Annotated in this window: 25 protein-coding genes; 3 read left to right on the top strand and 22 right to left on the bottom strand. The window is 67.3% G+C overall.

The window, feature by feature from the left end:
- Window positions 1-90: 90 nt before the first annotated feature.
- The 7 genes from D892_RS47485 to rlmN all read right to left on the bottom strand — a co-directional run bounded on the left by D892_RS47485 (window position 91) and on the right by rlmN (window position 9,595).
- Entirely contained in the window at window positions 91-1,446 is a 1,356-nt protein-coding gene (locus D892_RS47485) for a hypothetical protein (protein WP_156959902.1), read from the bottom strand.
- A 270-nt stretch (window positions 1,447-1,716) separates the two neighbouring features.
- Entirely contained in the window at window positions 1,717-2,496 is a 780-nt protein-coding gene (locus D892_RS46155) for a radical SAM protein (RefSeq protein ID WP_369801800.1), read from the bottom strand.
- Between the two features lie 80 nt (window positions 2,497-2,576).
- Window positions 2,577-5,681 carry an ATP-binding protein gene (locus D892_RS0139005; RefSeq protein ID WP_051499399.1) on the bottom strand — a complete coding sequence of 1,035 codons (3,105 nt, stop codon included), beginning with the start codon at window positions 5,679-5,681 and terminating at the stop codon, window positions 2,577-2,579.
- The gene (locus D892_RS0139010) at window positions 5,681-6,328 is read right to left on the bottom strand and encodes a hypothetical protein (RefSeq protein WP_024806445.1); all 648 of its coding nucleotides are present in this window, start codon (window positions 6,326-6,328) and stop codon (window positions 5,681-5,683) included. The genes D892_RS0139005 and D892_RS0139010 overlap by 1 nt, the downstream gene beginning before the upstream one ends.
- Window positions 6,329-6,338: 10 nt before the next feature.
- Complete coding sequence (locus D892_RS0139015; RefSeq protein WP_036571530.1) at window positions 6,339-7,406, bottom strand: hypothetical protein; 1,068 nt, start codon at window positions 7,404-7,406, stop codon at window positions 6,339-6,341.
- Window positions 7,407-7,432: 26 nt separating this feature from the next.
- Window positions 7,433-7,942: a DUF4365 domain-containing protein gene (locus D892_RS0139020; RefSeq protein WP_024806447.1), complete on the bottom strand. Its 510-nt coding sequence runs from the start codon at window positions 7,940-7,942 to the stop codon at window positions 7,433-7,435.
- A gap of 543 nt (window positions 7,943-8,485) precedes the next feature.
- A complete protein-coding gene (gene rlmN / locus D892_RS0139025; protein WP_024806448.1) occupies window positions 8,486-9,595 on the bottom strand; it encodes a 23S rRNA (adenine(2503)-C(2))-methyltransferase RlmN in 1,110 nt (369 codons plus the stop codon).
- A 124-nt stretch (window positions 9,596-9,719) separates the two neighbouring features.
- Here rlmN and D892_RS0139030 point away from each other — a divergent pair, with 124 nt between their 5' ends.
- Window positions 9,720-10,082 (top strand): lipopolysaccharide assembly LapA domain-containing protein, encoded by a 363-nt coding sequence (locus D892_RS0139030; protein WP_024806449.1) that lies wholly within the window; start codon window positions 9,720-9,722, stop codon window positions 10,080-10,082.
- Between the two features lie 208 nt (window positions 10,083-10,290).
- On the opposite strand, the gene D892_RS0139035 is transcribed toward D892_RS0139030, so the two are convergent.
- From D892_RS0139035 to rpsB, 6 genes are all read right to left on the bottom strand, one after another.
- Complete coding sequence (locus tag D892_RS0139035; RefSeq protein ID WP_024806450.1) at window positions 10,291-11,214, bottom strand: phosphatidate cytidylyltransferase; 924 nt, start codon at window positions 11,212-11,214, stop codon at window positions 10,291-10,293.
- Between the two features lie 63 nt (window positions 11,215-11,277).
- Entirely contained in the window at window positions 11,278-11,835 is a 558-nt protein-coding gene (gene frr, locus D892_RS0139040; RefSeq protein WP_024806451.1) for a ribosome recycling factor, read from the bottom strand.
- Window positions 11,836-11,903: 68 nt separating this feature from the next.
- The gene (gene pyrH, locus D892_RS0139045; RefSeq protein ID WP_024806452.1) at window positions 11,904-12,632 is read right to left on the bottom strand and encodes a UMP kinase; all 729 of its coding nucleotides are present in this window, start codon (window positions 12,630-12,632) and stop codon (window positions 11,904-11,906) included.
- Between the two features lie 275 nt (window positions 12,633-12,907).
- Complete coding sequence (gene tsf, locus D892_RS0139050; RefSeq protein ID WP_024806453.1) at window positions 12,908-13,732, bottom strand: translation elongation factor Ts; 825 nt, start codon at window positions 13,730-13,732, stop codon at window positions 12,908-12,910.
- Between the two features lie 30 nt (window positions 13,733-13,762).
- Window positions 13,763-13,906 (bottom strand): hypothetical protein, encoded by a 144-nt coding sequence (locus tag D892_RS47490; RefSeq protein ID WP_156959903.1) that lies wholly within the window; start codon window positions 13,904-13,906, stop codon window positions 13,763-13,765.
- 2 nt (window positions 13,907-13,908) lie between these two features.
- Window positions 13,909-14,796, bottom strand: a complete 888-nt coding sequence (gene rpsB, locus D892_RS0139060; RefSeq protein ID WP_024806454.1) for a 30S ribosomal protein S2 — start codon at window positions 14,794-14,796, stop codon at window positions 13,909-13,911.
- Window positions 14,797-15,220: 424 nt separating this feature from the next.
- Here rpsB and D892_RS0139065 point away from each other — a divergent pair, with 424 nt between their 5' ends.
- Window positions 15,221-15,721, top strand: coding sequence for a M23 family metallopeptidase (locus tag D892_RS0139065; RefSeq protein ID WP_024806455.1), 501 nt, complete (start codon window positions 15,221-15,223; stop codon window positions 15,719-15,721).
- Window positions 15,722-15,996: 275 nt separating this feature from the next.
- Here the strand turns inward: D892_RS0139065 and D892_RS0139070 are convergent, their stop codons facing one another.
- Window positions 15,997-16,758: a siderophore-interacting protein gene (locus tag D892_RS0139070; protein ID WP_024806456.1), complete on the bottom strand. Its 762-nt coding sequence runs from the start codon at window positions 16,756-16,758 to the stop codon at window positions 15,997-15,999.
- Window positions 16,759-16,909: 151 nt separating this feature from the next.
- On the opposite strand from D892_RS0139070, the gene D892_RS0139075 reads away from it, so the two are divergent.
- The gene (locus D892_RS0139075) at window positions 16,910-17,416 is read left to right on the top strand and encodes a DUF1990 family protein (protein ID WP_024806457.1); all 507 of its coding nucleotides are present in this window, start codon (window positions 16,910-16,912) and stop codon (window positions 17,414-17,416) included.
- A 589-nt stretch (window positions 17,417-18,005) separates the two neighbouring features.
- On the opposite strand, the gene D892_RS0139080 is transcribed toward D892_RS0139075, so the two are convergent.
- From D892_RS0139080 to lepB, 8 genes are all read right to left on the bottom strand, one after another.
- Window positions 18,006-18,929, bottom strand: coding sequence for a tyrosine recombinase XerC (locus tag D892_RS0139080; protein WP_024806458.1), 924 nt, complete (start codon window positions 18,927-18,929; stop codon window positions 18,006-18,008).
- A 731-nt stretch (window positions 18,930-19,660) separates the two neighbouring features.
- Complete coding sequence (dprA, locus tag D892_RS0139090) at window positions 19,661-20,839, bottom strand: DNA-processing protein DprA (protein ID WP_198037208.1); 1,179 nt, start codon at window positions 20,837-20,839, stop codon at window positions 19,661-19,663.
- A 593-nt stretch (window positions 20,840-21,432) separates the two neighbouring features.
- Window positions 21,433-22,941, bottom strand: coding sequence for a YifB family Mg chelatase-like AAA ATPase (locus D892_RS0139100; protein WP_024806461.1), 1,509 nt, complete (start codon window positions 22,939-22,941; stop codon window positions 21,433-21,435).
- Window positions 22,941-23,297 (bottom strand): YraN family protein, encoded by a 357-nt coding sequence (locus tag D892_RS0139105; protein WP_024806462.1) that lies wholly within the window; start codon window positions 23,295-23,297, stop codon window positions 22,941-22,943. Before D892_RS0139105 ends, D892_RS0139100 begins: the two co-directional genes overlap by 1 nt.
- Window positions 23,298-23,404: 107 nt before the next feature.
- Window positions 23,405-23,710: a DUF2469 domain-containing protein gene (locus tag D892_RS0139110; protein WP_011210678.1), complete on the bottom strand. Its 306-nt coding sequence runs from the start codon at window positions 23,708-23,710 to the stop codon at window positions 23,405-23,407.
- Window positions 23,707-23,835 (bottom strand): hypothetical protein, encoded by a 129-nt coding sequence (locus tag D892_RS49335; protein ID WP_255360286.1) that lies wholly within the window; start codon window positions 23,833-23,835, stop codon window positions 23,707-23,709. Before D892_RS49335 ends, D892_RS0139110 begins: the two co-directional genes overlap by 4 nt.
- Entirely contained in the window at window positions 23,825-24,622 is a 798-nt protein-coding gene (locus D892_RS43255) for a ribonuclease HII (protein WP_024806463.1), read from the bottom strand. The genes D892_RS49335 and D892_RS43255 overlap by 11 nt, the downstream gene beginning before the upstream one ends.
- A gap of 136 nt (window positions 24,623-24,758) precedes the next feature.
- The gene (gene lepB / locus D892_RS0139120; RefSeq protein ID WP_024806464.1) at window positions 24,759-25,586 is read right to left on the bottom strand and encodes a signal peptidase I; all 828 of its coding nucleotides are present in this window, start codon (window positions 25,584-25,586) and stop codon (window positions 24,759-24,761) included.
- Window positions 25,587-25,670: the final 84 nt, after the last annotated feature.

The raw sequence follows: 25,670 nt of genomic DNA on the forward strand, positions 1-25,670 counted from the left end.
GTCATCAGCCAACATGGCGATGGCGAAGTGCCACCCGGGCACCTTAGACCCGGTTGCCCACATATCGCGGCGCCGCGCCATCGCCGGCACTCACTCGCCGTTCAGATACGCTTCGAGCGCCGCCCGGACGGAAACACCCATGCGGTAGGCGGCGGGTATCAGCCCTCCTCCGCTGCCAGGGTGCGGATTCCCGGTGAAGGCCGTCTGAAGGATCTCGGCACTGCGACGATCCATGAGTTCACGTACGTCCTCAGGAATCTCCCGGGAGTCGTAAACAAGGAAGCGCCCTCTCGCGAGATGGGTCTTAGGCCGCCAACCCAGATTTCGCGCGGCCTGCCGAGCGGCCCTACGCAAGTCCACGAGACCGTGTTGGCCCACGATGGCCTCAGTCAACGCGGGAGCCAGAAGTAGCTCTCCGCCAAATCCGCGGTTGGCAGGATCCAAGGAGTTTCGCATGTCGACTTGCAGGCAGTCGACCAGATGCGCATAGGTCGCCGGACCGGATATTGGCTTGGCGTTCAACCGTTGAACGACCCGCTGATGACGGCGCTCAGACAACTCGTCCTCGAAAGGATCTACGGGCGCTGTCATTGGGTCCACGCGAGCCTCATCGACGTCCGCTACCGAGGACTCCCCGCGATCACCGTCACGGGTAGCCAACAGGACGTCGAATACCTCGATGATCCATTCGACTGAAGCCGATCCGACACCGCCATAGGAACGAGGCTTGTCCCACCACACGTTCGTCCATACGGGATAAATGCGCGCCATCTTGCCGGCGTCAAATGCATCAACCGCAATTCGCAGGCCTTCACGCAGAGGCCGACTAACGAAGTCTTCGCCACGAAGTTCCCCGATCACCCAACTGGTCCACACGACAGTCGGCCGCAACCCAAACGGTGGCGCCCAGCCCCCAGGATGAGGATCGTCATAGCGGACATGAGGCCTTTCGGTTCGCGCTTCCGGTTCCCACTGGAGGAGTCCGTCATCACCTTCGACAATTTCCCACCGGACCGCGAGGTCGTCGTGGCCGGTTATCAATCCGAACAGTTCATCGACACCGTTCCACCCCTTCGGCAGGGTATCGAGGCTCTCCGGAAACCAGTCAACGGTGAAGATCGGACCTTGGTCGCCATACCGACCGAGCCGAGATTCACTGCAATGGTGTTGAATGTACCGCTCGATTGATTCGGCAACTGCGCTAGGAAGCTGGCCCAGGGTCTCCGGCAATTGATGCTTACCGATGTCCGCCGGGTCCTTGCGCTCCGGGTCTGCAAGGTACATGTTCAGATCGGTGATCAGGACATCCACCAAGGCCAGCTGGTCACGGCCGACAGTAGTCACGAGGTCCAAAGAGTCGGCTCGCGCCCAGAATTCGTTTCCGCGGTCCAGAGCATAGACATGGGCCTTAGACGGAGTCCGGTACGCGACGAATTGCATAATCACGGTTCGCTATCAACCTTCTCGAGTGGCCGAACAAGACGTCTGCACCCTTAAGAAGCACAGCGGCGCGAGCCCGACTCGATCAGTGGCATTTTTCGTCACATCGCCACCGTCCGAATCGGCGTGGTGTCCCATTCGGCGTCCGAGGCTAGCAACATCACGACGCTACCACGGCCAGACGCTGCGCGGTAGGTATATCGCCACGCCGAGAAGAGTTACCGCGAGCGCAACCGCCGAGCCGCAGGTCACCCGATTCAGCGGCGCGCCGGAGCGCTACCCTTCAGCAGCGAGCTGGCCGCACGCCGCAGCGATCTCCTGACCGCGGGTGTCGCGGACGGTGCACGGCACTCCCTGGGCGTTGACGCGCCGAACGAACTCTCGCTCAACAGGTTTCGGGGACGCATCCCACTTACTACCCGGCGTCGGATTCAGCGGGATCAAGTTCACGTGTACCCGAGAGCCCAAGGCCTTGTGCAGCTTGGAACCCAGCATGTCCGCACGCCAGGGATGGTCGTTGATATCGCGGATCAGTGCATACTCGACCGACACCCGACGACCCGACTTATCCGCGTAATACCTTGCCGCATCAAGAACCTCAGCTACCGACCACCGATTGTTCACCGGCACCAACGTGTCCCGCAACTCATCATCCGGAGTATGCAGCGACACAGCCAAAGTCACCGACAAACCCTCATCGGCCAGCCTTCGAATCGCCGGAGCAAGTCCGACCGTCGACACCACCACGTTGCGCTGCGAAATACCCAGACCATCCGGTGACGACGACGTAATCCGGCGAACCGCACGAACTACACGGGCGTAGTTCGCTAAGGGCTCACCGATCATTACCCTCATACAAACTTGTCGACCTGCGGAAATAGGTGCGCGTTGTCCAATACCGCTCTCCATCTGATCAGTGATCAGAAGCCACAGCACCACCGTCGATGCGCGCACCAGTAGTTGGGTTGGTGCACAAACCGGGCGGCGAGCGGCCCCGGCCCGTGACTGCACGTTCACTGGTCGTGGGTGGCGGTTAGGACGTGGTCGAGATCCCATCAGTCTCCGGCTGCAGCGTGCGGGCTTTGTAGATTCTGCAGGTCATCATGTCATCTCGACGAGCCTCGTGCCGGTGCCGGCTACTCGTCCGGTGCTGTGCCGTTCTTTGCCTGTTGGATTACTTCTCGAGGGGTCAGCGGGTTTTTGGGGTGATGGCTGAGACAGTTGGGTGTGCGTATTCGCTCGAAGGGAGAGCTTTCGGTGCTGGCGTAAAACTGTCCGACCTGCAGTGCACCGACATGATCGAGCGTTCCGCCCAGCGCCTGTGCGATTTCTCGCGCCGCGCCCACCTGAACGGGCGCGATCAGCTTGCCGATGAATAGTGTCGCCGAGTTGCCCGGGATCTGATTGTTCAGCCCCTTCGGTGCCTGGGTCGCGAAGATCAGGCCGAGGCCGTACTTCCGCGCTTGTCCTGCAAGTCTCACCGTACTTTGGGTGCTAGGTGTGGATGGGCCCGCTGGAGCAAGGGTCTGCGCCTCATCCATGACGAAGAGAGCGCTCAGTGGCTTGCGGTCGTTCGCAGGATTGTTCTTGATCCACGTGAACAGCTCCCCCTGAAGCTGATTGACGAACCCTTGTCGCTGCTCCTCCGTCGGTAGTCCCACGAAGCTGATCACCGAGACCCGCGCCTTTTTGCCGTGTGCCGGGGTCAACAGCGTGCCCAGGTCCACTGGCTCGTCCGTGTCGCCGAACAGCGGATCGATGATCCGTGCCGCTTGAAGGGATGTTGCCAGCTCGGCCGCCAGTGCTGGGGCGTGGTCGATCGTGCTCACGCCGTCCGGGAGATCGGCCAAGAGCCTGATGAATCCGTCCAGCCTCCGATTGCCGCCGCGTGCGTAGTGTGTCAGCGCTTCCCGCAGGACCGCGAGACTCCATGATGCCTTCTTGGTCTTCCCGGTTATTTTCGCCCGCGCGGCCAGCAGACCCAGACTGACATCTACGGCACCGAGGAGGGCATCTTCGTCGCCGCGGACGCTGGCGAAATCCGGCAGAGGCTGGAAGCACAACGGCCGCCCGCCCTGCCACCCCGGCGTCCACACGAGGACCTCAGTGTCCGCAAGATACCGATCGGCAAGCCGAGCATCGCCGGATCGCCACCCCTTGGGCAACTCCGACCAGGCATCGCCGAGCCGAGCCAAATCGTTGTTCGGGTCGAGCACGATCGCCGATACCCCGCGCAGAGCGCACTCCTCGATCAGCCGACGGACCAGCACGGTCTTGCCGGATCCCGATGCGCCGATGATCGTGATATGCCGTGGAAACGTCTCGAGCGCGATCTGCATCGGTATTTCGCCGGACAGAGTTTCGCCTACTCCGACACAGGACGGATCGGCTTCCTCCGGATCTTCCGGTTCCGTCGGCTCATCCAGTGCCACGCTCGGCTCCCGCGCCATGGAGCCGAGGATCCCGTCCAGCAACTCGGTCTTGGTCGCCGGTTGGCGGGTGATCAGCCAAGCCTCCAGTCCGGATGGCTTGTGCCGCAACAGTGTCTCGAGTGCGCTGAACGTTCGGAGGTCGTCGTCGGTCACCGGAAGATCGAGGCCGCCGGCCTCTTTGAGCGCCGCCACCTGCTCGCCAGTCGTCTTACCTCCCGGCCATTTCGAGTTCCGCAGGATTACCAAGTGCTGGGTGCCGCCCGGGCGCAGTCCGGATTCGAGTCGGGCGTTGCGCAGTTTGGTCTGTGCCGCACGGGGATTCGGATGAGCGATCGCCCGGAAGGCCCAATTCTCTTGGGCTTCGGTTTCTTCATCCAGCGTGCGCCGAAGCCGTGCGTGGAGTGCCGGAGATTTGGTGCCGGGAGAGGGGTCGACTGTCCACTCCGCGCCGCTGTCCTCCTGCTCGATCTTCCACGCGGTAAGCGCTGCTGCCAGCAACTTCGGCATGATCCGGTCCTCGTGCGCCGGGTCCAGCGTGGAGCGGACGTCGGAATGCTCTTTCAACTCGGCGAATTCGCGATCGATCGGTGAAAGGTCTTGCGCTGCCATGGTTCCGTCGAGCTGTTCCCGTTCGGCATCCAGACGCTCCAGTTCGGATACCCGGCCAGTGACCACGCAGTGATGTATGTGCGCGTCGACTCGTTGCAGCAGTGCTCTGGGGGTGAATTGGTTCGCGATACCGTCGAAGGCGCGCTCAGCAATCGGCCAGGTCGGGTATGGCGGATGGAACCCGGCCTCGGCATAGGGGACGGCCAGTCGCTTCGCCGTCATCGTCCGGGCGATTGCAGGGTCCGCGATCCGGCCTAGCGTGCCGACCTCACGAAACCTGTCGGCAACGGTGGCGAACACGGTATCGCGTATCAATCCCCAGGTCGGCGTGATGCAGGCGATGAGAGTCATCGTGCGGCGTGTGCTCTCTCGCAATGTCATCAGTCCCAAGGCGGCATCGGTCAGGGAGAGCCGGGTCGGATCGGGGTCGGCGTGACGACCCGACTGGTCGGCGATGGCGTCGAGCTGGTCGATCGCGATCACCGTGGGACCGGTCAAAGCCAGCAGCCAGGACACGCTGCGGACAATGCGTTGCGGCGACACCGGTTTCGGCCGCAGGCCCCAGCCACGACGCTCGCCGGGGGAGAGCTCGTTCAGCGAGCCGAGGTAGTCACCGCCGAGCGTGCTGAGGCCATCATCGTCGGCCCCGTAGAGAACCAGCGCTCGTAAGGCCTCCTTGCATTCCTGCGCCACCAGCGGGTCGATCTTGCGCACGGCGGCGACGAACAGGTCGAGATCCTTCTTGGAAGGCCTGGCTGCGCCCGTAATTGCGGCACTCTGCTCCGGCGACATTCCCGCTTTTTGCGCCAGTCGCTGCAACAGCACGGTTAGTTGGCTCTCGCCGACCGCGTTGGGTCGCAACAGGTCTCGCCTGACAGAAAGCAGAACCCCAGTCCAGAAGTCGCCGGCCTGCTCCAGGTCTACCAGGAAGAAATAGCCGCTCTCCTGCTGCGCTTTGCGACGAACCCAACCGAGCAGGTGGGTCTTGCCCGCACCGCGTTGGCCCTTCAGCACCAGGCCGATGGGACTCGGCCGCTCACTCGCTACGGCATCCCGCAGACCGCCGGACACTTCGCGATCGACCTCGACATGCATGCCGTCGACATGGAACGGCGTATCGCTCCATACATCATCCGGTGTCAGCGCCCAGTTGAAACGCACCGCCGCGAGCGCACGCAACTCATCTTCGGTCACGCTCATCAGGACTCGATCGCCAGCAGATGAACATCCTGTATGCCGATACGCAGGGCCCCCGCACGATCCTTGGCGGTCAGAACCTTCTGGTCCTCCTGGGGCGCCAAGGTTACGCCGCCAACCTGATTCAACCGGTGTAGTGCCTCGTCCACCTCGGCACGCGGGAATCCGTTGAGCTTGCGACGCAAGTCGGTGAGGTTGACATAGTCGCCGGGCCGCTGGACCAGGGTCCGGTAGGCCGCGCGGATATGATTCTCGAGCGAGATCGCAGAGTCGGGTTCAACGGAGGCTGGCCCGATGGAGAAGACGTCCGCGAGGCCCTTCTCGACGTGATCCAGATAATGGCCGATGCTGGCGAGTACGGCGTACAGAGCCTTGCCGAGAGATTCCTCGCGCGATGTTCGTGGACGGCCTGCCTGCAACTCGTCTGTACACCAGTGCCATCCGCGGTCGGTCAGTTCGTGGGTGTAGGGCGCGCGGCCATTCGTTCGGACGCTTGATACCAGTCCCAGGTCATTGAGCCGGATACGGGGCGTGCCATCCAAGCGGAGCCCGTGTCGTTCGTCCATCTCGGTGTTGGACAGCCCGCCCCCCTCTGCCATCAGTATGAGCATCACGGCCCGCTGCCTGACGCTCAGTTTCTCGTCGGGCATTTCTGCTCCTTTACCGGTCCAGTACTTCGAAGTCGTCTGTTATCAGTTCCGCACGCGCGCCTGTTTCCGAGAGCACGCCGCGAGCGCGGATGCGATGCCGCTCTCTGTGTGCAGTGATCGCGGCATGATAGGAGTCCTGCCCCATCAGTCGGACCCATAGCACGCGCCGGTTGCCCTTAGCACCGGAAACCTCGCCGCGGACCCGAATACGCCAGCGGTCCGCATGAGCCGGCTGGTCGTGAAGACTTTCGACTATGCCCGTCACGGTGACCTCACCAGAGGGACCGTGGCGGCGCAGTCGATCGGCTGCGGCGCTGATGATTTCGGCACTGCCTTCGGGAAACACCACAGTCGTCGACGGCAGGTCGGTCGGCAGCCCTCGGGCCCAACGGAAACCGATTTCGAAGGGCTCGCCACCTTTGGCACCTGCCAGACCGAGCATGCCTTCGCATAATTCCGCCGACACTCCCGCAGAGACCGTGCCGTCGAACGCCGCGGGACTGCCGGACAGCGCTGCGTCCCGGACCGCAATTGTCGCGTCCAGCAGTTGCGTAGAGACCTTTCTGGCCAGCTCGGGATCGTCGACCAAGGGCACACGGACAGGGAAAATGTAGCTACCTGCCCGGGTCGGAGCGAGTTCGACGCGGTCGACGAGTGCGCCGACCGTCTCCGGGGCCTCGCCGGAAAACGTGAAATGGGGGCCCTCGACCACCGAACGAGCGGCCGCACTGAACACTGCCATCACGCCGCGCAACGCATTCAGGCCTGCCCGCAGCGTGGTGAATCCGCTCGGCAGGCCGGTCGTGAACGTTCGGTACCAATGCTGGTCGACGTGTGGAGAGTTGATATCCCGGGCGACCTCCTCCGCGGGGCGCTGTTCGATAGTGGCCAACAGGTCGAGGAGCTCCGATACGCGAAGCTTGCTGTCGCCCATGCCGTCTCGCGCGGGCACGAGCACGTTGTAAGTATTCTGATGCGTCCACATCGCGGCGCCACGCCATGATTCGGATCGTCGTCGCCAGCCTGTGTGCTCCAGATAGCTCGAGATGTCGGCGACGAACAGCTGTCCGTTCACCATCGGATCACCTTGTGACAGTGGATAGCTCACGCGACACCGATCGGGTTGGGTTCGAACAGGCGCAGCAGCGACCGAACAGTCAGGACATTGCCGAGGGGCACCCGGACCTTGCGCCGCCGGGTCGGGCGGGGATCGGCAATCTGCGGCTCGGTTTCGAGCGATAGGTAGTAGGCCAGGTGCTGCAACATCATCCCGCCGGGTTCGAACCGCGCGTACTCCTTGCGGTCGCTCGGCACCGGTAGCAGGAACAGGTAGCGAGGCACGGTGTAGTCAGGGCCGGCGAGCCAGTTGAACTGCTGTTCGGTGAGACTGTCGTAATGCCATTCGCCGCCGATCATGTTCGGCTTCGAAGAGGTCTTCACCTGGACTTCTATGGCTGGCGAGGCGAGTCCGCCAGGCTGGCCGGGAAATCTGAACCCGAGATCAATTCCCACGCGATCCAGGTCGTACTCGAACACAAGTAGGCCGGCAGCGGACGCCAGAGCACGAATGTAGTCTTGTCCGAACTTGCCTTGGTGATTCTGTGCATCCAGCACGACGTCCTCCCCACGGCGGCCGAAAAGGCCCTCTAAGACGTTACGTCCATGACGAAAACTCTGTCAACCACTGAGATTTCGATGGAGCTCCTTGGTCAAGTTCGGGATGCTCACCGCCCGAGGTACTTTCGCCGAGCTATACGGCTAGGGTCTGTGTCGAAGTGTGGTGAGGGCGGGCAGTTGGGCCCGCCCTCACTCATGTCGTGGCCATTGGGATGGCGGCGATCGCCGGGCGTGCGTGCATGCATCCAGCCTGACAGGTAACCCGTCACCCATCGGCACGATAGCCAGATTGAGGTAAGGAATTCAGGAAGCCACAGATCGTCGTGGCAGTCACTCCTTGCCGTCACATGTCACTGGCGAGTGTGGCCCGCCTAGCTCCCACCAGTGCTGGTGAGTACATCCCTTCCTAAGCAGCCGCATATCGCGCGTTCCAACCCCGGGACCCGAGCGAGTTTCGTCCAGCAGCCACCTCCGAAGTAGTGACCCACCCGGCCGTGCGACCGGACCACGCACGCACGCCGACCGCCACCAACCGAACACCTACTCCTCAGCAGCCAGCTGCCCACACGCCGCCGCGATCTCCTGCCCCCGCGTATCCCGCACCGTACACGGCACACCCTGCGCCTCCACCCGCCGGACGAACTCCCGCTCAACAGGCTTCGGCGACGCATCCCACTTCGAACCCGGAGTCGGATTCAACGGAATCAGGTTCACATGCACACGCGAACCGAGAGCCTTGTGCAACTTCGAACCCAGCATCTCCGCGCGCCACGGGTGATCGTTGATATCACGAATCAGGGCATACTCGACCGACACCCGACGGCCCGTCGTATCCGCGTAATACCTTGCCGCATCCAGGACTTCGGCAACCGACCAACGATTGTTCACCGGCACCAACGTATCCCGCAACTCGTCATCCGGAGTATGCAGCGACACAGCCAAAGTCACCGACAGACCCTCATCGGCCAACTTCCGAATCGCCGGCGCCAAACCCACCGTCGACACCACCACACTGCGCTGCGAAATACCCAAACCGTCCGGCGCAGGCGAGGTGATCCGCCGCACCGCCGCAACCACACGCTTGTAATTGGCCAGCGGCTCACCCATGCCCATGAACACGATGTTCGACAGCCGCCCCGCCCCGCCCGCGACCTCGCCGTCGCGTAGGGCCGCCGCGGCCGCGCGGACCTGGTCGACGATCTCCGCGGTGGACAGGTTGCGGTCCAGGCCACCCTGGCCGGTGGCGCAGAAGGGGCAGGCCATACCGCAGCCGGCCTGGCTGGAGATGCACAGCGTGTTGCGGTCGGGATAGCGCATCAGGACCGATTCCAGCAGGGTGCCGTCGCCGGCGCGCCACAAGGTCTTTCGGGTCGTGCCGTCGTCGCACACCACGTGCCGGACCTCGGTCAGCAGCGGCGGGAACAGGGCCTCGCCGACCTTGGCCCGGATCGGGGCGGGCAGGTCGGTCATCTGCTCCGGGTCGGCCTGCAACCTCCCGTAGTACTGCCGCGCGATCTGGTCGGCCCGGAACTTCGGCAGTCCCAGTTGCTCCACCGCCCGCCGCCGCTCGGCCGCGTCGAGATCGGCGAGATGACGCGGCGGCATGCCCCGGCGCGGGGCATCGAAGACGAGCGGGAGGGAGGTAGTCATAACGGCATCCATTGTCCCATCCCGGGGATCCGAATCGGCAGCTGGGCGGGGTGACGACACATCACCGGCAGATCGGCCGAGTGATTCGCGTGCAATGACCATAGCGATCGGTAATGATCGAGACATGACCAGCGACGCCGCATCGACCCCGGGCCCGGATCCGAGCGCCGAGCGTTCTCCGGACTCGCCCACCGCCCCGACCGAACCCACCGCGCGGCCCGCCACCCAGGCACCGCGTAAAACCTCGCTCGAGAGCCGCACCGGCTACACCTGGATCGCACTCGTCGCGGCCGCGGTGCTGGGCATCATCCTGCTGGTCTTCATCCTGCAGAATCTGACTCAGGCGCAGGTCACGCTGTTCTTCTGGAGCTTCTCGCTGCCGCTCGGTGTCACCATCCTGCTCTCGGTCATAGCCGGAGCCCTGGTGATGGCGCTGGTCGGAGGTTGGCGCATCCTGCAGTTGCGCCGAGCCGCCAAACGCGGCTGACCCGGTCCAGCTGCTCCCGACCGATCCGCCGTTCCATCCTGCCCACCGGTCCGCAATCTCGGCCTGCCAGCCGACCCGAGATCCCAGTCTGTCAACCGTCCGTAAATGCCAGCCGGTCTGCCATTCAAGCCTGTCGACCGGCCCATAATCCCGACCTGCCGGCCGACCCCGTCATTCCGGCGTGCACGTGGCCGGAATCCAGCCACCTCTACAGCAGCGCCGTGAACACCAGCCAGGACACCAGCGCGGAAGGCAGCATCGAGTCCAGCCGGTCCATGATGCCGCCGTGCCCGGGCAGCAGCGTGCCCATATCCTTGATGCCCAGTTCGCGCTTGATCTGCGACTCGACCAGGTCACCGCCGGTGGCCACCAGCACCACCGCGACACCGGCCAGCACGCCGATCATCGAATTCGCCTGCAGCAGCAGGGTCACCGTCAGCAGCCCGCCGATGATGCAGAACACCAGCGATCCGGCGAAACCCTCCCACGACTTCTTCGGGCTGATCGCCGGAACCATCGGATGCCGGCCGAACAGCACCCCGGCCACGTAGCCGCCGACGTCCGAGCAGACCACCAGGATCATGAACGTCAGCACCCGCAGATTGCCGTTGTCCGCCGCCAGCTGCAAGACCGCGAACGATGCCAGCAGCGGCACCCAGATCAGCACGAACAGCGTTATTGCGCTGTCCCGCAGGAAGTTTCGCGGCGTCGCCGACAGGCCGTGGTCGAACAGCCGCCAGCCCATGCACACCAGAGCGGTCCCCGCGAATGCCCCCGCCACCCCCTCGGGGCCGAACGGCCACGCCAGCCACAGCACGGCCTGCCCGCCCAGGATCAGCGGAATTCGCGGTACCAGCACGTCGGCCTCGCGCAGCCGCTTGGCGACCTCCCAGGTCGCGACCGCGATGGCCACCGCGGCCACGCCGACGAATACATGTGGGACGAATAGCAGGATCGCGATGAGCGACAGGCCCAAGGCGAAGCCGACACCCAGGGCCGCGGGTAAATTCCGGCCGGCACGCGAGGACTTACCGTTCGGCTGCGCCGCCGACGGTGTTTCCTGTGCCGGTGTCACACCGGCCGCGTCGCTCGCCGGCACCGCGTCGCCGGCGGCGGCTTCATCGGCCACCATTGTCCCGTCGCTCACTTGTAGTCCACTCCGTCCCCGGCCCCGGCGGGCAAACTTCCGAAGGCCTCAGACCTCGAGCAGTTCCGATTCCTTGTGCTTGACCAGATCGTCGATCTGACCGACGTACTTGTGCGTGGTCTTGTCCAGTTCCTTCTCGGCGCGGCCGACCTCGTCCTCGCCGGCCTCGCCGTCCTTCTGGATGCGGCCCAGCTCCTCCATCGCCTTGCGCCGCACGTTGCGGATGGCGATCTTGGCGTCCTCACCCTTGGACTTGGCCTGCTTCACCAGTTCGCGGCGACGCTCCTCGGTCAGCTGCGGGATCGCCACACGGATGATGTTGCCGTCGTTGGTGGGGTTGACGCCCAGGTCCGAGTTCCGGATCGCGGTCTCGATCGTTTGTAGTTGAGCCTGCTCGTACGGTTTGATGACGACCATCCGGGGCTCCGGTACCGAGATGCTGGACATCTGCGTGACCGGCGTCGGCGAACCGTAGTAGTCGACGACGATCCTGTTGAACATGCTCGGGTTGGCGCGCCCGGTCCGGATGCCGCCGAGGTCGTCCTTCGCCACCGTGACGGCCTTCTCCATCTTCTCCTCGGCGTCGAAGAGCGCTTCTTCAATCACGACCGTTTCCTCCACAGCGTTCGTCGTATGTCGGTTCCGGGCTCAGCGGGGACGCGCCCCGGCACGACTCAGGACCGAACCAGTGTGCCGATCTTCTCACCGGCCACCGCACGGGCGATATTGCCCTTCGTCAGAAGATTGAACACCAGCATCGGCATCTGGTTGTCCATGCACAGGCTGAACGCGGTGGCGTCGGCGACCTTCAATCCGCGTTCGAGCACCTGCTTGTGGGTGATCTCGGAGAACATGGTGGCATCGGGATCCAGGCGCGGATCGTCGGTGTACACCCCGTCGACCGACTTGGCCATCAGCACCACCTCGGCGCCGATCTCCAGGGCGCGCTGGGCGGCGGTGGTGTCGGTGGAGAAGTACGGCATGCCCATCCCGGCGCCGAAGATCACCACCCGGCCCTTGTCCAGGTGCCGCTTGGCGCGCAGCGGCAGGTAGGGCTCGGCGACCTGGCCCATCGTGATCGCCGTCTGCACCCGGGTGTCCACCCCCTGCTTCTCCAGGAAGTCTTGCAGCGCAAGGCTGTTCATCACGGTGCCGAGCATGCCCATGTAGTCCGAGCGGGCGCGCTCCAGGCCGCGCTCCTCGAGTTCGGCGCCGCGGAAGAAGTTCCCGCCGCCGATCACCACCGCCACCTGCACGCCGGTGGCGATCACCTCGGCGATCTGCTCGGCGACCGTCTGCACCACGTCCGGATCGAGTCCGACGTTGCCGCCGCCGAACATCTCCCCACCCAGCTTGAGGAGCACTCGGCGATAGCCCAGGCGGGCCGGTTCCGGGTCCGACATCGGTCTCCTACTCCTCTGCAGACGGGGACACACACGCGAAAAGACCATCCGGTGTCGAGCGAAACACGGGACGGTGACAAAGCTTCGTCCATCCTGCCCTACGACCGCACCGAAACGCGCACCGACCCTAGAATTCGTGACCATTAGTCGCACTTCGGACACAGGGCCGCGGAAGCGACGCGACGCTTCCGGGACAACCGTCACCCGCAACACGGCCCCCGGACAACCGAACCGGTTGCGCGGGGGCCGTTTTCGCGTGACGGGACCGGCTGCCGCTAGGCCTGGCCGACCTCGAAGCGGGCGAAACGGGTGATGGTGACGCCGGCGTCGTCCAGCAGCTGCTTGACGGTCTTCTTGGAGTCGGTGACCGACGGCTGCTCCAACAGCACGACGTCCTTGTAGAAGCCGTTGACGCGGCCCTCGACGATCTTCGGCAGCGCGGCCTCCGGCTTGCCCTCCTCGCGGGCGGTCGCCTCGGCGATGCCGCGCTCCTTGTCCACGAGTTCGGCCGGGACCTCGTCGCGGGTGACGTAGCGGGCCTTCAGCGCGGCGATCTGCATGGCGGCCGCGCGGGCGGTCTCCGCGGCGGCGTCGCCGGAGCCCTGGTACTCGACCACCACGCCGACGGCGGGCGGCAGGTCCGAGGAGCGCTTGTGCAGATAGGTCGCGACCGGGCCGTCGAAGGATACGACGCGGCGCAGTTCCAGCTTCTCGCCGATCTTGGCGGCGAGTTCCTGCACGGCCTGGTCGGCGGTCTTGCCGTTGACGTCCAGCGCCTTCAGCGCGTCCAGGTCGGCCGGGTGGGCCTTGCCCGCGACCTCGGCGATATCGCCGGCCAGATTCTGGAACTCGTCGTTCTTGGCGACGAAGTCGGTCTCGGAGTTGATCTCGAACATGACGCCGTTCGAGGCGATGACCAGGCCCTCGGCGGTCGCGCGCTCGGCACGCTTGCCGACGTCCTTGGCGCCCTTGATGCGCAGCACCTCGACGGCCTTGTCAAAGTCGCCGTCGGTCTCCTCGAGGGCCTTCTTGCAGTCCATCATGCCGGAGCCGGTGAGCTCGCGGAGCCGCTTGACGTCCGCGGCGGTGTAGTTCGCCATCCTGGCGAGCCTCCTTGGGTGATTTCGATTTCAGGTCTGGCACCACCATGCCGACCACTTCCGAACGGGAAGGGCCGGCACGGTGAACAGAAACGTCGCGGTGCGGTTGTCCGCGCCGACGGCGGCAGCAGGCATCGCCACCGGGGCCTCGTTGCCGCCGCCGTCGAACATCACGGTCAGAAGTCGGCCGGGGTCTTGGTGGCCGAATCCTCCTTCAGCTCGGCCTCGGCGGCCGTCTCGGGAGCAGCCGTCTCGGGAGCAGCGGCCTCGGGAGCATCCTCGGTGGCCGGGTTCGCCTGGGCCAGCAGCTCCTGCTCCCACTCGGCCAACGGCTCGCCCCCGCCGGCCTCCGGCTTGGCGTCGCCGCCGGCACGCGCGGCGCGGGCCTGCACGCCCTCGGCGACCGCGGACGCCACGACCTTGGTCAGCAGCGCGGCCGAGCGGATGGCGTCGTCGTTGCCCGGGATCGGGTAGTCGACCAGGTCGGGGTCGCAGTTGGTGTCCAGGATCGCGATGACCGGGATGTTCAGCTTGCGGGCCTCGCCGACGGCGATGTGCTCCTTGTTGGTGTCGACCACCCAGATGGCCGAGGGCACCTTGGCCATATCGCGGATGCCGCCGAGGGTGCGCTCCAGCTTGTTCTTCTCACGCGTCAGCATGAGGATTTCCTTCTTGGTGCGACCCTCGAAACCGCCGGTCTGCTCCATCGCCTCGAGTTCCTTGAGGCGCTGCAGCCGCTTGTGCACGGTGGAGAAGTTGGTGAGCATGCCACCGAGCCAGCGCTGGTTCACGTACGGCATGCCGACGCGGGTCGCCTCGGCAGCGATCGACTCCTGCGCCTGCTTCTTGGTGCCGACGAACAGCACGGTGCCACCGTGGGCGACGGTCTCCTTGACGAACTCGTACGCCTTGTCGATGTAGGTCAGCGTCTGCTGCAGATCGATGATGTAGATGCCGTTGCGGTCGGTGAAGATGAACCGCTTCATCTTCGGGTTCCAACGGCGGGTCTGGTGCCCGAAGTGTGCGCCGCTGTCGAGCAGCTGCTTCATGGTTACGACAGCCATGGCTCTCGTATCTCGCTTTCGTTGCCGGTTGACGCGGGAATCGGCCGATTCCCGCCCTGGCGCCCGAGACCGCCGGGCCCGGATTGTCGAGAAATCCGGGACCAGCCGACGATCTTGCGATGCGGGCGCGCGAAGTCGGTCCACCCAGGGCGAACCGCGCGGCCAGTCTACGCTCACGCCCAGCTCGGGCCTAATCGATACCCCCGCGCACGGGCCCGATCGAGGCGGCGAAGCCCCTCCGTGAGCCTCCCCCGATAGCGGGAAGGGGCGAGCGGCGGACCGCCGAGGGCGCGGCCGTGAACGCTGTGGCGGACGAGAGCGGGACCGGGCGGGTTGAACCCGGGCCTGTTCACAACGCGGCATGTTGTCCACACTCGCGGCGTTCGGTCTTCTCTCCGCAGGCGGATGGCGGCAGGGTGAGGCGATGCGCTGGATCGTCGCCGTCGTCCTGGGTCTGCTCCTCGTGCCCGGCTTGCTGCCCGCATCCGCCGCCGATGCCGCGCCGGGCGGCGGATTCGGGTGGCCGGTGCAGCCGCGGCCGCCGGTGCTGCGGCGGTTCGAGAAACCGCCGCGGGATTGGCTACCGGGGCACCGCGGGGTGGATCTCGGCGCCGCCGCGGGACAACCGGTGCTCGCGGCGGGCGGCGGCGTGGTCGCCTTCGCCGGCGAGGTCGGCGGGAAGCCCGTGGTTTCCGTCGATCATCCCGGCGGGCTGCGCACCACCTATGAGCCCGTGCGGCCGTCAGTTGCGGTGGGGCGCAAGGTCGTTCGGGGCACGGTGCTGGGCGTCCTGCAACCGGGGCACCCAGGCTGCGCGAATCCCTGCCTGCACTGGGGAGCCCGGCGGGGCCGCGATTATGTGGACCCGCTGGGGTTGCTCCGGGCGGCACCGTTGCGCCTGAAACCGATCGAACACGGGCCCTGACAGATGACAGACACGGCCTCGACACACGCTGCCGTTCGTCTCGTCACGAATGCGGATCGGACGCCGAGAACGAGTGCACCGGTGGATGGTTCGGCGGAGTCCGACCGAGAACGGGTGGTGGGCAAGGTCGCGGTTTCCGGCTCTCGGGGCCGTCGGCCGGTCTCTCACTCTCCGCTCACCGGGCAACGGGACCGATCGGCCGCGCCGCCGATCGGCACGTCTCACTTGCGCCACGGCAGCCCCGCGACGCATGCGACCGGCGCGGCCGCGAGGCGTCACCGCCCGGCCGGAACCGTGCCTTCGCGTTCGGCGAGATCGCGCTTCCACTCCCGGAACGACTCCTCGGTGCGGCCGCGGCGCCAGTAGCCGGAGATCGAGGCGAACGCCGCGGGCACCGCGCGCTCCTTGCGGATGTAGGGCCGCATGTCGTGCATCACCGCCTGGGCCTCGCCGTGGATGAACACGTGCACCTGCCCGTCGCGCCAGGGCTCGGCGCGCACGGCCGCCGCCAGCGCCTCACCCGGGCCACGGTCGCCCCGATGCACCCAGGTCAGCTCGACGCTCGCGGGACGGTCGAAGTCGAGTTCGTCCGCGGGACCGGCGACTTCGACGAACACGCGGCCCACCGCGTCGGCCGCCAGCGAGGCGCATGCGCTCGCGATGGCCGGCAGCGCGGCCTCGTCCCCGGCCAGCAGGTGCCAATCGGCCTCCGGCCGCGGCGAGTAGGCACCGCTGGGACCCATCAGCTCGATCTCGTCGCCCGGCTGCGCGCCGGCCGCCCACGGCCCGGCCACGCCCTCGTCGCCGTGGTGGACGAAGTCGATCGCGATCTCCTGGGCGTCGGGGTCGATCGACCGGACGGTGTAAGTGCGCACGGTGTCGCCGTCCGGACCCGGGAACGTCAGTTTGACGTAGGCGTCGGTATAGCCGTTGGGTTCGAACGTGGCAAAACCCGGGCCACCGAGATACACCCGGATCAGATGGTCGGTCAGGCGTTCGGTGCGGCGGACCACGAAGCTGTGGCGGGGACGAGCCAAGGAAGACACCTCCACAAATTAGGATTACCTAAGCAACGGTAGCACGAAAGTATCGGCGATAGCTCGCGATACATTTGTGCGAATCCGAGGTCTACGAATCCTCGGCACCGCCACCTTCTCAGGTCGGTGAAGCGGCGAGCAGGATGACCCCATGCCCGACACTCCCCCGTACACCTATCCCGAAACCGGCGCGACGAACGGCGAATTCCCGCCCGGGTACCACCATTTCCGGCTGCGCCGCCGGATCGGGTCGGGACGGTCGCTGTTCGAATCGGCGGGCGCGCAGATCCTGGCCTATCGGATGCAGCGTGGCACCGGCATCTTCCACGCGGCGAGCACGCCCACCGCGCAACCGGGCACCGCGCTGACGGTCCGCCTCGGCCCCGGTCCCCTGGGCATCACCGCCCCGTGCCGGGTGGTCTACATCCTTGACGAACCGAACCGCCGCGGCTTCGCCTACGGCACCCTGCCCGGCCACCCCGAGATCGGCGAGGAACTGTTCGCCGTGGAATACGACCCCGACGACGACGCGGTACACGGAGTAGTGGCGTCCTTCTCCCGCCCCGGAACCTGGTACACCCGCCTCGCCGGCCCCGTCGTGCGCGGCGTGCAGCGCTATATCGCCGGGCGGTACATCGAGACCGTCCGGCCCCGGTGAATTCCTGGCCCAGCGAACGTGCCGCACCGGCCCGACTCCGACTCATCGGGACCTGCCCTCCACCGTGACCGCCTGCACCGCAGACATCCGCCCTGCTCATCGAGGGCGCATCCCGCCGCGCCGTCAGTACCGTGCGCGCCGGTCCCGGGCCACGAGACGGCCACGGCGCGCCGAGCGAGTGTGCGGTCTCGCTGTCCGGGAGACCCGCATCCATCGGGTTACCGCACGTCGTTCGTCGATCCGGGCGCGAGCAATCTGCTCTGTCGCACTGCCCTGCCTCGGCTTCGATGAGGTCGAGGCAGCGGATCTCGGCGGTGCCCCAGCCCGGCGACAGGGGTGGACCGCACCGGCGCGGATATTCGCGGCATCGACCGCCTCGGCGTTGTCGGTCGTACCGAGTGTCCGACTGCGGGGTGGCCGCCGCGGGCGTCTCACCGCTCACGTCCGGAACAGCGTGGCCCGCAACGGGCGGGCTTCGATGCGCGATTCGGCCGACAAGGTCGCGAAAGCTCCTGCGCACAGAACGGTCATGCGGCCGACTGCCGGGCCGCCTCGGCAGCTCGACCGGCGCGGGAATCCCGCAGGTCCGTCAGGCGCGGGGATGGGCCTGGTCATGGGCCCTTTTCAGGCGCTCGATGGAGACGTGGGTGTAGAGCTGCGTGGTGGCCATGCTGGCGTGGCCCAGTAGTTCCTGCACGACACGCAGGTCGGCGCCGCCCTCGAGGAGATGGGTGGCGGCGGTGTGCCGCAGCCCGTGCGGGCCCATGTCGGGGGCGCCCGGTGCCGCCGAAACAACCTCGTGCACGACGGTTCTGGCCTGGCGTTGGTCCAGTCGGCGGCCGCGGCGGCCGAGCAGGAGCGCGCCGCCCGAAGCCGGGGTCGCGAAGGCCGGGCGGCCGGAACGCAGCCAGTCCTCCAGCGCGCGATCCGCGGGGAGACCGAACGGAACCGCACGCTCCTTGTCGCCCTTGCCGATCACCCGCACCAGGCGGCGTTCCCGGTCGATGTCGTCGATGTCCAGCCCGCACAGCTCGCCGACCCGGATGCCGGTCGCATACAGCATCTCGACGATCAACCGGTCGCGCAGCGCCATCGGGTCGTGTTGTGCCGCACCGGATTCCGCGGCCCGCATGGCGGTATTCGCCTGCTCCCGCCCCAGCACCGCGGGCAGCACCCGGTGCGCCTTGGCCGACCCCAGGCGCGGCCCGGGATCCACGGCCAGCCTGCCCGTCCGGGTCAGCCAGGCCGTGAACGCCCGCGCCGCCGAGGCGCGCCGGGCCATCGTGGTCCGCGCCGCGCCACCACTCGCCTGCGCCGCCAGCCAGGACCGCAGCAGCGGCAGATCCACCTCCGCGACACCGGAATCCGGTGCGCGGGCCACCAGGTGCACCAGCAGCGACCGGGCATCGCCGAGGTAGGCCCGGACCGTATGCGCCGACCGGTTCCGCCCGAGGCCCAGATGCCGCCCGTACTCCTCCAGCAGCGCATCCAGATCTTCGGGCAAGTTCTCCACACCACCACGGTCCCCCGGCGACACAAGTGCTGGCAAGCCGCCGCGCCGGACCCCGAATACGCTGTCGGCGCACCGTTTCTCCGGGTACGAACCGGTTGTCGACCAGCACAGAACCCACCGCCCTACCTACACCGAACAACTCGATCCGCATACCCACCCCCGCCGCACGCACGATGTGCGACCCGACAACGACGCGGTGCATCGGCCGAGCTCCCCCGCGGCCGCCGAAGTATGCGTTACGGCGCGCTGATCTGCGACGTCGCCGAACGAGCGGCCGATTCCGACGACCACCACGCAAACTTCTTCGGAGACATCATGGTCACCGCGGCCGACAGGACGATCACCGAGGCGGCCCGGTACCGGATCGGCGGCCCGCGGGCAGCCTGCCGCCGAGTACACGGCGTCCCGGATACCGAAAACGCACCGACGATCTCGACGGCCCGCCCGCACGGCAGCATGTCAGCGTGGAGCGGTCCTCGAACGAAACCACCGCACCGTCCGGCCTCCGATGGGACCGCGAATGTGCCGCTTCACGGCCGCCCTCGCTCATCGTGACCTTGGTCGTATTCGGTACCACCCGCTGTCATCGGTACCACCCGCTGTCATCGGTACCACCCGCTGTCATCGGTACCACCCGCAGTCATCGGTACCGACCAGACCGACCGGCTCGAGCAACGGACAGGACGGCACGCACCACGACCAACGACGCGCCCGACTGCCGGGCGGACGATTCACACCTCCCCTCCCTCCTCGCAACGCCGGTGTATTCGGTACCAGCCGCTTTCATCGGTGCCGACCAGACCGGCGAGTTCCAGGGCGGGTAGGGCGGCGCGTACCGCCGGCAGGGACAGGCCGGCCTGCCGGGCGAGGTCGATCGGATGCCGTGAGCCCACCGCGGGCAGTACCGCGTAGACGGCCGCCAGGTCGCCCTGGAGTGCGGCGCCCGGATCGGGGCGGGTGCCACCGGGGAGCGACAGTCGCAGGGGCCCCACCTCGTCGACGACCTCCTCGGCCCGGCTCACCAGTAACGCCTCGCCTTCCCGGATCATCCGATGGCAGCCCACCGACGCCGCGGAGGTGATCGGACCGGGTACCGCCAGCGCCGGACGACCCAGGCGGCGTGCCCATTTCACGGTGTTGCGGGCGCCGCTGCGCAACCCGGCCTCGACCACGAGCACCCCCTCGGACAGTGCGGCGATGATCCGGTTCCGGGCCAGGAAGTGATGCTTGCGGGCCGTGGTGCCGGGCGGGTACTCGCTGACCACCAGACCGCTCTCGGCGATCTCCGCGAGCAGCCGCTCGTGCTGTGCGGGATACGGCCGGTCGACACCGCAGGCCAGCACCGCGATCGTGACCCCACCGGCCGCCAGCGCCGCCCGATGAGCCGTGCCATCGATACCGAATGCGGCGCCGGACACGATCGTCCAGCCGCGAGCGGCCAGATCGCCGGCGATCTCGGCGGTCGCGTGCTCACCGTAGCCGCTGGCACAGCGCGCACCCACCACGGCCAGCGCCTGCTCGCTGGACTCGAGCAGCGACAGTGGCCCCCGCACCCACAGCACCAGCGGCACCGCCGCACCGGCATCGCGGGCCGGCTCGAGCTGACTCAGCCCGAGCATCCGCCAGGCCGGCCACTCCGGATCGTCCGGCGTCACCACCCGGCCGCCCAGCCGCCCGATCACCTCCAGATCGCGTTCGGCACGATCGATCCCGCGACGTTTCTCCGTCGGCCCGAGCAGCGACTCCGGCAGATCACACTTCCGCACCGCACGCGCGGCCTCGGCCACCCCCACCCGCTCGATCAACGCCGACAGGGGCGCGCACGGCCCCTCGACCACCCGCGACAGATACACCCATGCCAGCCGCTGCTCATCGGTGACGGTCACCAATTCGGCGGCCCCACCTCGCATCACATCCGGTGCCGCGACAGCGTCCAGTCCGACCTCGCCCATGCTCATCCCGCCCCCTGTCCACTGACGGCCGCGCGTCGCCGCGGCTCCCACACCAAGTGCCGAACCACGAATGTCCAATGGGCTCCGGGCCTTTCCCGAGCCCTCGTTCTCGCGCCCTACCGCGGACGGATGCACGGCGACCCGCTGTCTCCACACCGGCAACCGTTTCCCCACCTGTGCCCAGCCCTGATGACGAGCGTGGGTCCGGTGATGATCCGAATGCCCGCCATATGCCGGAAACGGCCCCCGTGCGACGGACACGGCCGACTCGACCCGAGCATCGGAAGGACACCCACCCGACCGGCGCTCGCATCCGCCGCCTCACGACGCACCCCGCCGCCGGAAAATCAACGCCTGCAAGACATCCTGCACGGCCGGCACCACTTCACCGCGAAGATCACGCATCGTCCGCGCAGCCCGGATCGCACGATCGGCCCGGCGCACCGACATACGGCCCTGCCGCAGGACGCTGACGACATCAGTGCGACGGGCAGGGCCGGCTCGACGGCGGCTGAACGACGCCCGCCCGGTGGGCGCTCGCATCCGCCGGCTCACGACACACCCCGCTGCCGGAAATTCAAGGCCTGCAAGACGTCCTGCACGGTCGGCACCTCTCCACCGCGGAGATCGCACATCGTCCAGGCGACACGGATCGCGCGGTCGGCCCCGCGCGCCGACATGCGGCCCTGCCGCAGGGCGTTCTCCACGGGGGCCAGGGCCTCGCGCGGCAGGCGGAAGCGTTGGCGCAGCACGTGTCCGGGTACCTCGGCATTGGTCAGCCAGCCGTAGTCGGCCCAGCGGCGCACGGCCACCCGCCGCGCCGCCTCCACGCGACCGCGCACCGTCTCGCTGCTCTCCGCGTCCGATGCGGCGAACGCACCGGTCGCCTGGCCGTGCATCTGGACCCAGATATCTATTCGATCCATCAGCGGACCCGACAGCTTGCCCAGATACCGCCGCCGCGCCAACGGCGCACAGATGCAGTCGACGTCGCGGGCCGGGGCGCACGGGCACGGATTCGCGGCCAGGATGAGCTGGAAGCGAGCCGGGTACCGGGCCACGCCGTCGCGGCGAGCGATGCGAACCTCGCCCTCCTCCAAGGGAGTTCGCAGCGCTTCCAGCACCTTGGTGCCGATCTCCGCGCACTCGTCGAGGAACAGCACGCCGCGATGCGCCCGGCTGACCGCGCCCGGACGCGCCGACCCGGAGCCGCCGCCGACCATCGCGCTCACCGACGACGAGTGGTGCGGCGCGACGAACGGCGGCACGGTGATCAGCGGACTGTCGCCGGACAGAGTGCCGGCCACCGAGTGGATCGCTGTCACCTCCAGCGCCGCGGTGTCCGACAGCGGCGGAAGCAATCCGGGGAGCCGCTGCGCCAGCATCGTCTTCCCGATTCCGGGCGGCCCGGTGAGCAGGACGTGGTGGCCACCGGCAGCGGCCACCTCCAGCGCCCAGCGCGCATCGTCCTGCCCGACCACCTCGTCGAGATCGCCGCCGGCGCGCTCGGCCGGCGGCAGCGACCCATCCGGTTCGCGGAGCACACCATCGCCACGCAGCCAGTCGATCAGCTCGCGCAGCGTCGCCGCGCCCAGCACGGCGATCCCGTCCACCAGCCCGGCCTCGGCGAGCGCGGACTCCGGCACCACCACGGTGGCCCGACCCGCGGACCGGGCCGCCAGCACCGCGGGCAGGATGCCGCGCACCCGGCGCACCCGGCCGTCCAGCGCCAGCTCGCCCAGCAGCACGGTGCCGGCCAGCCGCATCGACGGAATCGCGTCGCCGGCATCGAGCACCGCCGCGGCCAGGGCCAGGTCGTACACGCTGCCGATCTTCGGCAGCGTCGCCGGGGACAGCGCCAGGATCACCCGCCCGTCGGGCCATTTCTCACCCGAGTTCGTCACCGCCGCCCGCACCCGGTCCCGCGACTCCTGCAGCGTCGTATCCGGCAGCCCGACCAGGTGCACCGAGGGCAGCCCCTGGCCGATATCGGCCTCGATCTCCACCAGCTGCCCGTCCACGCCCGTGACGGCGACCGAATGGGCCCGCCCGAGGGCCATCAGAACACCGCTTTCAGGTGTTCGATGACCGGCGCACGATCACGAACGAGCAGCACCGACACCACATCGAAGCGCACTCGCCGCCACGGCCCGGCCTGTTCGTCGAGCCAGAGCAGCGCCAACCGGCGGATCCGTTGCCGCTTGGTGAAGGTGACCGCCTCCGCCGGTAGCCCGAACCCCAGCCCGCTGCGGGTCTTCACCTCGACGAAGGCCGTCACCTCCGCATCGCGGGCGATCAGGTCCAATTCGCCGTAGCGACAGCGCCAGTTCTGTTCGACGATCTCCATGCCGGCCTCGCGCAGGAATTGCGCGGCCAGTTCCTCCCCTTGTGCGCCGAGCGCGAGATTGTGTGCCACCCGGCCAGCTTGCCCCGGCCGCATCGCACGCCGATCAGGCCGACCTGGGAAAACAGCTGCCCTGTTGATAACCGCGATGCTGTGGACGACACACCGGGCGCGGCTCGCTACTCGGGCAGCCGCAGGTCCGGTTTCTCCAGCTCCTCGATGTTCACATCCTTGAAGGTGATGACCCGCACGTGTTTGACGAAGCGCGCCGGGCGGTACATGTCCCACACCCAGGCGTCCGACATGCGCACCTCGAAATACACCTCACCGTCGGCGTTCTGCGGCCGCAGCTCGACCGAGTTGGCGAGGTAGAAGCGGCGTTCGGTCTCCACCACATACGAGAACTGGCCGACGATGTCCTTGTACTCGCGGTACAGCGAGAGTTCCATCTCGGTTTCGTACTTCTCGAGGTCTTCGGCACTCATGCCCGCGCCTCGCCGGCCCACGCCGTCGGCCGGACCGCCGGGGCGGCCGCGCCCATGGTTCGCTCGCTCATCGGGTGGAACGTCCTCCTTCTCGCCACGATGGTGTGCTGACCATCATCTCGCATGCGCGGTACCGGTAGCCACTCGCCTCGATTCGGGCATGTCCGGCGCACCGAGCCCGGCCTCCGCATCGATCAGCTCCTCCTGAGACAACTCCGCGGGAGACAGCTCCGCTTCCGGCGTCCCTGCCTCGGCCGACTCGGTCTCGGACACGACCGGGTCGCCGTCGGCCCGCCCGTTCATCCGCACGTTGCGCCAGGATCGCCGGTGCTCGCTACTCGGTCCCAGTTCCTGCAGCGCGGCCAGATGCTCGGGCGTGTTGTAACCCTTGTGCGCGGCGAATCCGTACCCGGGCAGCCGCCCGTCCAGCTCGACCATCATGCGATCGCGGGTGACCTTCGCCAGGATGCTGGCGGCCGCGATACACGCCGCCGCCGCGTCGCCACCGATCACCGGCAGCGACGGCGCCGTGATGCCGGGGACCCGGAAGCCGTCGGTCAGCACGTATCCCGGGTCGACGCCCAGTCCGGCCACCGCGCGGCGCATGCCCTCGATATTGGCGACGTGAATGCCGATGGCGTCGATCTCCCACGCCGGAATCACCACCACCTGCCAGGCCAGCGCCCGCCGCTTGATGATCGGGAACAGTCGCTCCCTGGTGTTCTCGGTGAGCTTCTTGGAATCGTCCAGATCGGCCAGCGAGTCGTAGGCCTTGGGCGCCAGCAGACACGACGCCACCACCAGCGGGCCCGCACAGCATCCGCGCCCGGCCTCGTCGACGCCCGCCACCGGTCCGAGCCCGCCGCGGATCAGCGCCGCCTCCAGGGTGCGCAGGCCACCGGCTCTGCGCATCACCACCCGGGGCGGCCAGTCCCCGCTGCGGACAGCGACGGTTCGAATCCCCTTGCCGCCCTTACCCTTGCGGACGGCGCGCTGCTGGTTCCGCGCCACTTCACCCACCGTTCGATTATCGACTGCCGCCCGCGGCTCAGTTCGCCTGGGGATCCTGTCCGTGGATCGGACCGATCCGGCTCGGCGGCCAGATCTTGAATACCGCCTTGCCGCGGATGTCGTCGACCGGCACGGTGCCGGAGAACTCGTCGTCCACGTGCGCCCGCGAGTCGGCGGACTCGTTGCGGTTGTCGCCCATCACCCAGACGTTGCCCTCGGGCACCTGAACCGGGCCGAATTCCCGCCCGCGCGGGTTGATCGACAGCCCACCGGGGATCTTCACCGAATAGGGCAGCCCCTGCTGGTACGGGGCGATGTAGCGGGCGTACGGCTCGTCCAGCGCCTTGCCGTCGACCATCACCCGGCCCTCGGCATCGCAGCACTGCACGGTCTGCCCGCCGGTCGCGATCACGCGCTTGACCAGGTCGTTCTCATCCGGCGGCACGAGACCGAAGAAGGAGAAGAAGTTCTGCACGCCGCGAACGACGACATTGTCGGAGCGGTTGGAGCGGTAGGCCTTGTTCCAGGAGTGGCTCGGCCCCACGAACACCACGACGTCACCCGGCTTCGGATCGCCGAAGTCGTAGCTGAGCTTCTCGACGTAGATCCGGTCGCCGGTGCACCCCGTACAGCCGTGCAGGGTCGGTTCCATCGACTGGGACGGGATCACGTACGGGCGGCCGATGAAGGTCACCACCAGTGCGGCGATCACCGCGGCGATCACGATCAGGATCGGCAGCTCCTGCCAGAACGGGCGCTGCTTCTTCTGCTTCTTCGCCCGCGCCCGCCGTCTTCCGAGCGTGGCTCCCCCCGCGCGTTCGCCATCCGCTCCCGACACCCGCACCGAGTCGATATCGTCTGCCACGCCGAACAGCGTAGCCCGGCATGCCGAGCGACCGCGCGCTGCCGCCCCGGGGGACGGAAAAGGAAAACCCCCGGCTGACCGGCC

The organism is Nocardia sp. BMG51109 (assembly GCF_000526215.1).
GTDB lineage: Bacteria > Actinomycetota > Actinomycetes > Mycobacteriales > Mycobacteriaceae > Nocardia.